The sequence below is a fragment of the Kocuria sp. UBA1838 genome (assembly GCF_002338785.1).
Taxonomy (GTDB): Bacteria; Actinomycetota; Actinomycetes; order Actinomycetales; family Micrococcaceae; genus Kocuria; species Kocuria marina.
This window is the reverse complement of the sequence record NZ_DDIY01000001.1, coordinates 59,646-71,543: the sequence shown is the minus strand read 5'-3', so window position 1 is coordinate 71,543 and position 11,898 is coordinate 59,646. Positions and strand designations below refer to the sequence as shown.

The window sequence follows — 11,898 nt, the reverse complement described above, 5'->3', positions numbered from 1 at the left end:
CCTCGAGATCGCGCGCGCGCAGGCTTCGCACGCGCAAGGCATCGTGAACCTGCGGGACCGTCTGGCGCGGTGGTTGCAGGGCCGGGGCATCGACCAGTGGCGCGAGGGCGAGTTCGACCCCGCCGAGGTGCGCCGCGAGATCGACCGCGGCGAGTGGTGGGTCGTGGAATCCCCGGTGCAGCCCGGCCTGATCCTGGCGAGCATCCGTGTGATCTGGGCGGATCCTGAGATCTGGGGCGAGCAGCCGGAGCCCGCCGGTTACACCCACGGGGTCGCGGTGGACCGCTCGCTCGCGGGCACCGGCACGGGTGCCCGGCTGATCCGCACCGCAGAACGGGTGATCGTCGAGTCCGGACGGAGCGTCTCCCGCCTGGACTGCGATGACGGCAACCCGGTGCTCAAGCGTTTCTACACGGGTCTGGGCTACACGCCCCGCGGTGCCGTGGATTTCACCGTCCCCCGGTTGGATTACCGGGTCACGGTCATGCGCATGGAGCGCCGCCTCAGCCCGTAATCCGGTGCCGACGGGCGCCGCGGGACACCCCCCGTTGGTCCCGGTGGCGTCCGCACAGCTCTCAGTAGTAAGCGCGTTTCAAGCGGTTCACGCGCGTTGCGCGCGTCGCCGCCCCGTGGCCTTGCGGTGCGTTCCCGCGTGCCTGCCGTGGGCAGCAGCCCGCACGCCGTGGCCGGTGCCGCGAGAGGGATGCTCGGTCGACGACGTTGCCAACTCCCCCGGCTGCCCCGCGGCCAGATCCCGCCGCATGCGTTCCAGCCCCTGGGCAAGTCGGCGGCGGGCCATCATCCGGGCCCACGGGCGCTTCCACCACAACCCCCCGCGCAGTCGGAAATCCGCGCGCAGCTGGACGGTCACCCCCGAGCTCGTGGGCTGCCACGCGTACTCCATGATCATGTCCGCGAACCCCTTGGTGGTGCGCAGCATGAGCGATTCACCGGGCACGCGGTCCGCGGCGATCATGACGTAGTCGAACGTGAACGGCCCCACCGGGGCGTCGAACTCGATCGCCGAGCCCACGTGCAGTTGATCGTCCGGGGACGTGGGCCACGTGACGTGGATCCCGAACCATCGGCCCATCCCCCTGGGCCTGCCCAGGGCCAGATCGAACTCCTGGGCGGTGACCGCCACGTCCTGCTCCACGAGCAGCGAGAATCCGTGGTCGGTGGAATCGACCTCGGAGATGCGAACAGACATGTTTCCCCCTTGGTGCGTGCTTCCCCCCATGGCGTTCGTCCCACCGAACACCAACTACACGCGAGTAATTTATGACGCTCAGTCTGATGCAAAGACGACAAGCCGTCACTCCGCCGGGGGAAGTGTGACGCGTCCACAAGAGGTGGAGAAAATTTATCCACAGGGGTGGAAAAGTCTGTGCATAATTCGAACACAGTTTCGACGCACACACCCTGGGCAGGCGCGGTAACGGCAGGAAACGACGCATGACCAGGGGAAATACCGAACAAGCGTCTGGCTAACCGGGTCGAATGACAGTCGTGTGACTTATCCACTCCTGTGGAGAAGCGTTGTGGATAACGCTCACTGTCCGCTTATCTGCGTTGAGTTACCCCCTTTTAGGGGGCAGTTATGTGACGCTGTGATTTCCGCGGTGTCAGGAGGTGGGAATCACGCGCAGCCACCGAAAACCGTGAGCCTCCACCAGGATCCCCCCGCGCAGGTCCACCCGCTCGTTCTCGTGCAGCATGGTCGCCGAGGGCAGGAAACCGCTCAGCGTCTCACCCGTGACGAGCTGGGGCCAGTCGCTGAAGTTCGCCAGGCACAGCACCACGCTGTGCTCGCCGGGACGCTGATAGCCCAGGACATGGCGGTTGTGCGTGATGAACGGGATGAGCGCGGTGCCCTCGAACTCCGGGGTGGCACGGCGCACCGAGATCATCCCCCGGATCCCGCCGAAGATCCGCCCCTGCACCGAGAACAGGTCGTGGCGGCGTTCGTAGTCGTCGCGGGGGTAGCGCGGGCGATGGACCCAGCGGGCGTCGTCCGCGGCGTCCGGGTTTTCGTCCCAATGGACGTCGTTGCGCTGACCCACCTCGTCACCCAGGTAAAGCAGGGGGACTCCGCCGGTGCTCATGGCCAGCGAATGCGCCAGCAGGATCCGGTCCACGGCCGGACCCGGCTCGGTCTCCAGACCCAACAGGGACGCGGTGGTGCCGCAGATCCGGCAATCGCCCGTGCGGGGATTGCCCTGGAACGCCACGCCGTGCGCGAAGCTACCGGGGTGGCGCCCGGTGTAGAAGGCGTTAAGGAAGCGGCGGTGGTCGTGGCCATCGACACCCAGGCGAGCGGCGTCGTCGTCGGAGAACGTCCACCCGATGTCGTCATGGCCGCGCACGTAGTTGACCCACGCGGTGCCCGCTGGCGTCTCGTGACGTTCGGCGAGCGCGGCGGAGAGCAGGGAGACATCCCGGGTGGCCATGGCCTCCCACGTGAGGGCCATCTGCAGGGGGTTGTAGGACAGCGCACACTGGTCCGGGTGGACGTAGCGGATGACCTCGTCCGGGTGGACGATCGCCTCCGACTTGAACTCCACGGCCGGGGCGGCCAGGGCCGTCACGGCGTTGAACGCGCGCAGCAGATCGTGGACCTGTGGCTGGGACTCGCACGAGGTGCCGAGTTGCTTCCAGATGAACGCCACGGCGTCCAGGCGCAGCACCTGGGCCCCCTGGTTGGCCAGGAACAGCATTTCCGCGGCCATGGCGTGGAAGACGTGTGGGTTGGAGTAGTTGAGGTCCCACTGGAAGCGGTGGAACGTGGTCCATACCCACCGGGGATCCGGGTCGTAGGGGCTCGCGTCCCGTCCCGCCGGCGTGCTGTCCACGCGCGTGAACACCCCGGGGTGGTCATCCGGGAAGATCTCCCGCGCGGTGCGCTCGAACTCGTCCGGCACGGTGCGCTCCGAGTACATCCAGTAGAAGCGTTCGTAGAACGGGTCCCCGGCGGCCGCGGCCCGGGCCCACTCATGCTCGTTGGAGGTGTGGTTGAACACGAAGTCCAGCACCAGGGCGATCCCCTGGGCCCGCAGTTCGGCCGCCAGGTCCGCAAGCTCCGCCATGGTCCCCAGCTCCGGGTCCACCCGGCGGTAGGAGGACACCGCGTACCCCCCGTCCGAGTTGCCGGCGGGGCTCTCGTAGAGGGGCATGAGGTGCAGGTAGGTCAGCCCAAGTTCTTCGAAGTACGGGATCTTCTCCCGGATCCCCGCGAGGTCCCCGCCGTAGCGGTCCACGTAACACACCCCGCCCACGGTCTCCCGGGACGTGAACCACGGCAGTTGGTCCTCGCGGCGGCGGTCCAGGTCCTTGAGGTCCCGGGGGCGCTGCACATAGGCCTCCCACGCGGTGAGGACGGCGCGGGTCACGGTGTCCCAGATACCGAGCCCGGGTCCGTAGACCGCGTGCAAGGAGGTGATCAGACGGTCCAGCTGACGGCTGAGCCGACCAAGGAAGACGGTGCGTTCCTCGGGGGTCGCGCGCGTATCCAGCGCGAGATGCTCCCGCACCGATTCGAGTACGTGTTCGCGATCGGTGGTGTCCCGGGGGATCGAGGGTTCGGACAGCACGGGAATGCCTCCTCGGTTGACGCACGTCACGTGCGTGGGGAGTCATGGTGCCCGGGATCCCCCTTGATGCCGAGCTCGGATCGACCGCCTCCGCGTTCCCGCGGGCCGGTTGCGTCCAGGATACGGGCGCGGTTGCACTCGACGCTCAGGTGACGTCCGCGTGACTCGTCCCCGCACCCCGTATTCACCCCACAGGTTGTGCACAGAGTTATCCACAGGTGTGGAAACCATGGCGCGTTCCCGGGTGGGCCACGTGGGGCGATACCTCTGAAACCCCAGGTCAGGGCGATATGACGCGAATCCCCAGCGGGTGTGGACAAGCCTGTGCAGAACCGCGCACACGGCCGTGGAGAACGCGCTCGGCCGGACGCGGATGAACGGAACATGACGAACGCCCGGTGCTTCCCCATGCGGGGAGCACCGGGCGATCCCACCCCGTGGGGTGGATTCCGGACGTCACCAGGTGACCCTGACGGCGGTTCGTCGGCCGACGTCGCTGCGGGTGTCGCGGATCAGGAGGCCTTCTCGTACCCGTGGTCGGAGAGCCACTGCTTGGCGGCGTCCGCGGGGTTCTGCTGCTGGTCCCCGCTGACCTTGCGGTTGAGGTCGATCAGGTCCTGGGTGGTCAGCTTGGTGGAGAACTCGTTCAGCGCGTCCACCGCGTTCTGCGGCAAGCGGTCCGGGGCGGTGAGCGGGAGCACCTGCTGGGCGATGAAGTTGTTCTTGGGGTCCTCGAGCACCGTGAGGTGCTGGTCCTGGATGGCCGGGGTGGTGGTGAAGATGTCCGCCACCTGGGCGTCGTCCTGGGTCAGGGCCTGCACGGTGAGGGGGCCACCGCCGTCGTTGATGGGCTGGAAGGATTTGAAGGAGCAGTCGTACTTCTGCTTCAACCCGTCCACGCCGTAGGCGCGTTCCTGGAACTCCGGCGGGCCAGCCATGATCAGGTCCCCGCACACCGAGGAGAGGTCCTCGATGGACGTCAGACCGTACTTCTCCGCGGTGGCCTGTGTGACCACCAGGGCGTCCTTGTTCTCCGCGCGGGAGGGGTCGAGCACCGAGAGCTGCTGGCCCTCCAACGCGGAAGGCAGTGCCTTCATGATGTCCTCGGCGGAGGCCGCGGTGGCGTCCTTGTCCGCGAAGAGCAACAGGTTCCCGGAGTAGTCCGGGACCACGTCCACGGAACCGTCCTTGACGGCACCCACGTAGGCCTCGCGCGCGCCGATGCCCGGCTTGGTCTCCACCGTGACGCCCGCGTCCCGCAGCACCCCGGCGTAGAGCTCGGCGATGACCTGCGACTCGGGGAAGTCCGCAGAGCCCACGGTGACGGCGTCCGAGGAGCCGCCTGAGGCGGCGTCGCCCGAGTTCTCCGCGAGCGGGTCGGAACCGCCGCCGCACGCGGTGAGGGCGAACACGGCCGTGGCGGTCATGGCCGCCCACGTGGCGGGGCGGAGGGCGCGGTGCGCAGCGCGCGTGCGCTGCGTAGAGGGGGACGGTGTCATGGTCGATCTCCTGCCAGTCTGAGGCCCGGCGACGTCACCAGGCGTTGTACGAGAGCGAGTACTGCATCCGCGGCCAGTGCGAGCACGGCCACGAGTACCACGGACGCGAGCATGCGCGCATAGTCGCGCACCGCGAGCCCGTCGATCAGATAGCGGCCCAGACCGCCCAGGTTGATGTACGCCACGATGGTCACGGTCGCGAGCACCTGCAACGCGGCATTGCGGATCCCGCCCAGGATCACCGGCAGCGCCACGGGGATCTCCACGCGCGTGAGTACCTGACCCTCGGTCATGCCCATGGAACGGGCGGCGTCCACGAGCGCCGGGGAGACCGCGGCGACCCCCGAGTACGTGCCCGAAAGGATGGGCGGGATGGCCAGCAACACGAGCGCCAGGATGGGGGGCATGAGCCCCAGCCCCATGAGCAGCGTGAACAGGCTCAGCAGACCCAGGGTGGGCAGCGAGCGCAATGCGCCGGCCAGGCCCACGATCACGCCGCCGCCGCGGCGTGTGTGGCCCACCCACAGGCCCAGGGGCACGGCGATCGCGAGCGCGATCCCCATGGTCAGCACGCTGTAGCCCACGTGTTCGAGCAAACGCTGCGGGATCCCGGTGGCTCCGCTCCAGTTGGCGGGGTCGGTCAGGAACTGCGCGGCTTCCGAGAACAGGTTCACGCGCAATCACCCCGGGCTTCCACCGCGGCGACGGCGCCCGCGCCGCCGGGCGCACCGGCCACGGAATCGCGGCCCTCGGGGTCCCCGCCCCCGGGCCGGTCGGCTCGGCCGTTAGCGCTGTCGTGCCGTGCCGCCCCGGCACGACGCCGCTCGCGCGCCGTCGTGGTCCCCGTGCGCTGCCAGCGGGTCAGGACATGGCCGAGCAGACGCAAGAGCTGATCCAGCACGATCGCGATCAGCACGGTGGCCACGATGCCCACCACGATCTCCGAGACGATTGAGCGGCGCAGCCCGTCCGTGAACAGGGTGCCCAGGGACTGGATGCCGATCACGGCGCCCACGGAGACCATGGAGATGTTGGAGACCGTGGCCACGCGCAGCCCCGCAATCATCACGGGCACCGCCAGCGGCAGTTCCACCCCGAAGAAGCGGCGCACGGGTTTGTACCCCAGCGAGGTGGCGGCCTGGAGGACATCTCGGTCCAGGGACTCGAACGCGTCCACGCACGAGCGCACCAGGATTGCGATCACGTACAGGGTCAGCGCCACGATCACGTTGACCACGGACGTGATGCCCGTGCCCAGGATCAGCGGCAGGACCACGAACAGGGTCAGCGAGGGGATCGTGTACAGCAGTGACGAGCCCGTGACGAACACCGGACGCAACCAGCGTCTGCTCGTGGCCAACCGGGCAAGCGGGACGCTGATCAGCAGGCCCACGACCACGGGCACGATGGACTGGATCAGGTGCGCGCCAGCGAGGTCCAGGACCGTGGACCAGTTGTTCGACAGCCAGTTCACGAGCGTTCCGACCTGTCGTAGCGCGCCGAGCGCTGCTCTTCGACCGCGCGCATCACGTCCTCGCCGGGCACTACGCCCGCCACGGAGCCGTCGCGGTGCACGGCCACGGCCTGCCCGGACGGGGAGGACAGGGCGGCGTCGAGCGCGGTGCGCAACGACCCGCCGTCGTGCCACATGGTCCCTCCCACACGCAGTTCCTCGCGCGCGGCCGGTTCTCCGGACGCCGTCACGGGCAGCCAGCCCAGCGGGTGGCGGCGCTCGTCCACCGCGAGCACCCAGTCCGACGACGACGCCGCTCCCGCCGCCTGCCACGGCGCGGGGTCCTCGCTGCAGGGGCCCACCAGGAAGCGCTCGCCGGTGTCCACGACCAGAACCGTGACGGGCTGCAGTGCCACGGAGGCGTTGTCGAAGCTCAGCGAACGGAACCCGCGGTCACGGCCGATGAAGTCCGCGACGAAGTCGTCCGCGGGGGCCCGCAGCAGTTCCTCCGGGGTCGCGTACTGCGCGAGCCTGCCCCCGCGCGCGAACACGGCCACGCGGTTGCCCAGCAGGATCGCCTCGTCGATGTCGTGGGTCACGAAGATGATGGTGCGGTGCAACCGCTTCTGCAGGTCCAACAATTCGCTCTGCAGGTCCTGGCGCACCACGGGGTCCACGGCGGAGAACGGTTCGTCCATGAGCAGGATGGGCGGATCCGAGGCCAGGGCACGTGCCACGCCCACGCGTTGTTGCTGACCTCCGGACAACTGCGCCGGGTACCGGGTGGCCAGGGACTCGTCCAATCCCACCGAGCCCAGCAACTGCCGGGCGTGCGCGCGGGACTCCCGTTTGGACACCCCGTTCAGCCGGGGGACCGTGGCGATGTTGTCCTCCACGGTCTTGTGGGGCAGCAGACCCGATTGCTGCATCACGTACCCCATGGAGCGGCGCAGCTTGGCGGCCGGGATGCTCGCGACGTCCTGACCGTTGACCTCCACCGTCCCCGAGGAGGGCTCCACCATGCGGTTGAGCATCCGCAGGGACGTGGTCTTGCCGCAGCCGGATGGGCCCACGAACACCGTGAGGGAACCCGCGGGAACGTCCAGGTCCAAGTTATCCACCGCGGCCGTACCGTCCGAATAGACTTTGCTCACCCCGCGGTAGCGGATCGCCAGATCGGTCATGGGGCCGTATCCCTTCGTAGCCGTGGTTTCATCCTAACGGCGCAAAACCATCGGTGAGCGGACCATTTCCAGATTCGTGACGGTTCACCCGGTGGAGCCGTCACAAGTGCCGCTGAAGCATGCCGTCCGGAAGGAAGGCACGAGGAAGACGTCCGCGATGGCGTCCAAGGATCGGAACCGCCTGGGCAGCACCAGCGAGTCCGAACTGGACCAGAAGCTGCGCGAGCGGGGACAACGCGCGGCCACGCGCACCCCCAAGCCCCGACCACAGCGATGGGCGGAACACTCGTAAATGCCCCACCCATTTTATTTTGCACTCACGCGCGCCGCTCACGTGTCAGATTTGTATGATGTCCCGCGTCTGGATGAACACCGGGATTGCCGGCTCATCGCATTCGAGGGTATAGGTGTGGTCTGAATCCTCCAGCCTCGAGCAGGCTCCCGGTGATGTAGTTGGTGAGGTTGCCGACGCCGAAAGCGGAGCCGCCCAGGTGCTCAATGCGCCCGTTGATCGCCTCTGTCGGCCCGTTGCTGGTGCCTGGTCGGTCGAAGAACGCGAGCACGTCGAAGGCGCGTTGCCTAAAGATACGGCCAAACTTGCGGATATCGACGAGCGCGGCCGGGACGCCGCTGCTAAGCGCGTGGATCACCGCTTGCATCATCTGCTTCGCCTTCTTCTTCTCGGGCTCGCGGTAGGCGGGGACAATGCGCTGGTAAATGCCCCAGGTCGCTTCGACCTCGACATGCTCCTCGATCGCGAACACGGCGTTGAAGCGGGCGGTGTGCTTCTCGATGAGCAGACCGGCACCGGTCGAGGGCGTCGCCGGCCAGACGAACGACATGGAACGGGTCCATCACCGGGACCGCGTCGGGCAGCTCTTCCGCCGCGGCGGCCTTTAACCCGCTGAACTTACGCCACCACGGATCACACCCTCGACGACACGACACTCGATGACCGCCCGATCCGGGTCGAGTCGCTGCCCGACGGCTTCGAAGCGAAGTACGTCGAGGCGGCAGAACGTGATCAGGCACAGCGCGGCGAAGATAGCGTTGAACACGTCGAGCTCTTCCGGATGGTGAGTGCAAAACCTCCATCCACGGGGACCCCGACGTCCATGCGACCACCGCCGCGTGAACCCCCACCACACCCCCCACCACGAAGAACCAGATTGCCAGTATCGCACTGATGATGAAAACGCAGATCAAATATGCGCCGGCCGGTCTTGAGATCCTTGTCTACGTCCTATTCACTCGCACTACCGGACCTGTAGGCGTTCGAATCCCACCGCATCTGCTTTCCCCAGACGGCATCGGAAACGACGAAAAAGGATGTCATGAGAGACCCTAGACAGAAAAACGCCAGAGTCAGGGCCAAGGGGAAAACAACCCCCTTAGAAATCAGCAACCATCCGCATATGGTCAATCCGATCACTGCAAACGCACTGCAGTAAACTGTGATCGGGCTTTTGAATTTCATGACATTCTCTTTCTACACATTCTCTTTCTACGAGGTTCCACCAACCGAACCTGCCATAGAGCATCCCTGGGACTTCGCCCCGCACCACCGGGGTGGGTTCCCATCAGTGAGTTCACCGATCATGTGGGGCATCAAGTGGCGCGTCCCCGATGTCCTCGGTCAGGAACTCCTCCGGGATCCGGTCCGCCCCGGCCACGTCCGCGAGGATCCGCCGGTCGATGGGAACCCCCCGGCGCAGCACACTGATCCCGCCCCCGGGTTCGTGCAGCACGCACGCCACCTCGCGGTAGGAGCGCACCCCCGCCCGACGCAGTGCCCCGTTGAGTTCGGAATGCGTGATGTGGGCGCGACGCAGGGCGTGCTCGTCCACGCGGTCACCGATCATGAGCAGGCGGGCGGGTGAATTGAACACGCGCTGCCACCGAGCCCGCGTGCCCAGGTGGCCGAACACCACTTCCAGCAGGAACAGGGTGCCCAATCCCAGCACACCGCTCATGAGTGTCGGCGGGTGCCCCAGGATCACGCGCCCCGCCACGGCACCCAGCATCACAGTGATCACCACGTCGAACGTGGACATGGCCGTGAGCACCCGCTGGCCGAAGATCCGCACAAAGACGAGGAATGCCACGTAGATCCCCACCGCGGAGAGCACCACCACGATCGCATGGGCGGACGTGATCCCCAGTTCGGCGCCCAGACCCTCCCAGGACGGCACGCCTCAGCCCCGGCCCGTGCCGCGTTCCAGCGACGCCGACGACGCCGGTCCGGCGCCTTCCTTGGGCCGGGCGGAGTCATCGAGGTGGGTAGCGGCGTCGTCATTGCGGCCCGCCGCGAACTGCGTGGCGTGCAGCTCCGCGTAGCGGCCAGCGCGTGCGAGCAGTTCCTCGTGGGAACCGCGCTCCACGATTCGGCCGGCCTCGATCACGAGGATCTGGTCCGCCTGGCGGATCGTGGACAGCCGGTGCGCGATGACCACGGCGGTGCGCCCGGACATCGCCTCGTCGAGTGCCGCCTGCACGTAGGCCTCGTTCGTGGAATCCAGGGCGGAGGTCGCCTCGTCCAGGATCACCACGCGGGGTTGGGCCAACAGCAAGCGAGCGATCGTGAGGCGCTGGCGCTCGCCACCCGAGAGCCGGTAGCCGCGCTCCCCCACCACGGTGTCCAGACCGTCCGGGAGGGATTCGATCACGTGCCGCAACCGAGCGCGCTCCAGGGCGTTCCACAGCTCGGCGTCCGTGACCCCCTCCCGGGCCACACCGAGGTTCGCGCGGATCGTGTCGTGGAACAAGTGCCCGTCCTGCATGACCATTCCCACGGAGCGGCGCAGGGATTCGAAGGTCGTGTCCCGCACGTCCTGGCCGCCGAGCCGGACCGCGCCCGAGTCGACGTCGTACAACCGCGCGACCAACTGCGCGATCGTGGACTTCCCGGCCCCGGAGGACCCCACAAGGGCCACGGTGTGGCCGGGTCCCGCCCGGAAGTCGATGTCGTGCAGGACTTCCTCGCCGCCGCGCGAATCCAGGACGGCCACGTCCTCGAGGGACGCGAGCGAGACCTTGTCCGCGGAGGGGTAGGAGAAGCGCACGTGATCGAACTCCACGGCCACGGGCCCCTCGGGCAGGGCACGCGCCTCGGGGCTCTCGGTGATGAGGGGCTTGATGTCCAGGACCTCGAACACGCGCTCAAAGCTGACCACCGCGCTCATGATGTCCATGTGGGCGTTCGCCAACATGGTCAATGGGGTATACAACCTGGTCAGAAGCATGCCCAGGGCCACGACCGAGCCCGCGTCCAGGTGGCCCAGAAGGGCCTGCGCTCCGCCCACGCCGTACACGAGCGCCAGTGCGAGGGCGGAGACCAGGGTCAGGGCGGTGACGAACGTGGTCTGCAACATGGTCGCGCGGATCCCGATTCCCCGGACGTCGTTCGCGCGGGCGGCGAACTCCCGCGATTCCTGCGCGGGATCGCTGTAGAGCTTGACCAGGGTGGCGCCACCGGCGGAGAACCGCTCGGTCATCCGCGTGGACATCTGGGCGTTGTATTGGGCGGAGCGACGCTGCAACGCGGCCAACCGGCCACCCATGGCCCGGGCGGGGATCAGGAAGATGGGCAACAGCAGCAGGGACAGCGCGGTGACCTGCCAAGAGATGGTGACCATGACCCCTACGGTCAGCACCAGGGACACCACGTTGGACACCACACCCGACAGGGTCCCGGCGAACGCGCGCTGCGCGCCGATCACGTCCGTGTTCAGCCGGGACACGAGAGCCCCGGTGCGCGTGCGGGTGAAGAAGGCGAGCGGCATGGTCTGCACGTGGTCGTACACGGCGGTGCGCAGATCGTAGATGAGCCCTTCACCGATCCGTGAGGACTGCCACCTGTTCAGCAGGGACAGTCCAGCGTCCGTGATGGCTACCGCCGCGATGGCCACCGCGAGCCACACCACCACGGAGACGTCGTGCCCGCCGGTGATCGCATTGACCACCCGCCCGGCCAGTACGGGCGTGACCACACCCAGAACGGCCAGGGCCACCGACACCAGGACGAACGCCAGGATCGCGTGGCGGTGGGGACGCGCGAACGTGATGATGCGTCGCACGGTTTCACCGCTGATCTTGCGGCCCTTGTTCTCCTGCCCCTTCATGGTCCGCCACATGGCCATGTGGGCGCTCTGCATACTCACGCTCGCAACTGT

11 protein-coding genes and 1 pseudogene are annotated in these 11,898 nt (G+C 67.6%); 2 read left to right on the top strand and 10 right to left on the bottom strand.

Going from position 1 to position 11,898, the window contains the following annotated elements; all coding sequences use genetic code 11:
* The coding region (locus tag B3I25_RS00355; protein WP_286737416.1) for a GNAT family N-acetyltransferase at positions 1-514 on the top strand (514 nt) is incomplete at its 5' end.
* 87 nt (positions 515-601) lie between these two features.
* Here the strand turns inward: B3I25_RS00355 and B3I25_RS00350 are convergent.
* The 6 genes from B3I25_RS00350 to B3I25_RS00325 form a co-directional block, all read right to left on the bottom strand.
* The gene (locus tag B3I25_RS00350) at positions 602-1,210 is read right to left on the bottom strand and encodes a hypothetical protein (RefSeq protein ID WP_064846957.1); all 609 of its coding nucleotides are present in this window, start codon (positions 1,208-1,210) and stop codon (positions 602-604) included.
* 415 nt (positions 1,211-1,625) lie between these two features.
* Entirely contained in the window at positions 1,626-3,590 is a 1,965-nt protein-coding gene (locus tag B3I25_RS00345) for an amylosucrase (protein WP_286737415.1), read from the bottom strand.
* Positions 3,591-4,102: 512 nt separating this feature from the next.
* Entirely contained in the window at positions 4,103-5,089 is a 987-nt protein-coding gene (locus B3I25_RS00340; protein WP_414672675.1) for an ABC transporter substrate-binding protein, read from the bottom strand.
* Entirely contained in the window at positions 5,086-5,763 is a 678-nt protein-coding gene (locus B3I25_RS00335; protein ID WP_064846971.1) for an ABC transporter permease, read from the bottom strand. The genes B3I25_RS00340 and B3I25_RS00335 overlap by 4 nt, the downstream gene beginning before the upstream one ends.
* Entirely contained in the window at positions 5,760-6,563 is an 804-nt protein-coding gene (locus B3I25_RS00330) for an ABC transporter permease (protein WP_240919029.1), read from the bottom strand. Before B3I25_RS00330 ends, B3I25_RS00335 begins: the two co-directional genes overlap by 4 nt.
* The gene (locus tag B3I25_RS00325; RefSeq protein WP_286737412.1) at positions 6,560-7,726 is read right to left on the bottom strand and encodes an ABC transporter ATP-binding protein; all 1,167 of its coding nucleotides are present in this window, start codon (positions 7,724-7,726) and stop codon (positions 6,560-6,562) included. The genes B3I25_RS00330 and B3I25_RS00325 overlap by 4 nt, the downstream gene beginning before the upstream one ends.
* A 157-nt stretch (positions 7,727-7,883) precedes the next feature.
* Between B3I25_RS00325 and B3I25_RS00320 the strand changes: the two genes are divergently transcribed.
* Positions 7,884-8,018 (top strand): hypothetical protein, encoded by a 135-nt coding sequence (locus B3I25_RS00320; protein WP_286737411.1) that lies wholly within the window; start codon positions 7,884-7,886, stop codon positions 8,016-8,018.
* Between the two features lie 94 nt (positions 8,019-8,112).
* Here the strand turns inward: B3I25_RS00320 and B3I25_RS00315 are convergent.
* From B3I25_RS00315 to B3I25_RS00300, 4 genes and pseudogenes are all read right to left on the bottom strand, one after another.
* Positions 8,113-8,635 (bottom strand): annotated as a pseudogene (locus B3I25_RS00315) (transposase); the annotation flags it as partial.
* Complete coding sequence (locus tag B3I25_RS00310; RefSeq protein WP_286737514.1) at positions 8,623-8,784, bottom strand: hypothetical protein; 162 nt, start codon at positions 8,782-8,784, stop codon at positions 8,623-8,625. The gene B3I25_RS00310 and the pseudogene B3I25_RS00315, both read right to left, overlap by 13 nt.
* 531 nt (positions 8,785-9,315) lie before the next feature.
* Positions 9,316-9,918, bottom strand: a complete 603-nt coding sequence (locus B3I25_RS00305) for a DUF421 domain-containing protein (protein ID WP_286737410.1) — start codon at positions 9,916-9,918, stop codon at positions 9,316-9,318.
* A 3-nt stretch (positions 9,919-9,921) separates the two neighbouring features.
* Positions 9,922-11,886: an ABC transporter ATP-binding protein gene (locus tag B3I25_RS00300; RefSeq protein WP_414672674.1), complete on the bottom strand. Its 1,965-nt coding sequence runs from the start codon at positions 11,884-11,886 to the stop codon at positions 9,922-9,924.
* Positions 11,887-11,898: the final 12 nt, after the last annotated feature.

Excerpts from the sequence above, each read along its gene's own strand:
- B3I25_RS00325 (WP_286737412.1), bottom strand. The coding sequence starts at position 7,726 with ATGACCGATCTGGCGATCCGCTACCGCGGGGTGAGCAAAGTCTATTCG.
- B3I25_RS00350 (WP_064846957.1), bottom strand. The coding sequence starts at position 1,210 with ATGTCTGTTCGCATCTCCGAGGTCGATTCCACCGACCACGGATTCTCG.
- B3I25_RS00320 (WP_286737411.1), top strand. The coding sequence starts at position 7,884 with ATGGCGTCCAAGGATCGGAACCGCCTGGGCAGCACCAGCGAGTCCGAA.
- B3I25_RS00340 (WP_414672675.1), bottom strand. The coding sequence starts at position 5,089 with ATGACACCGTCCCCCTCTACGCAGCGCACGCGCGCTGCGCACCGCGCC.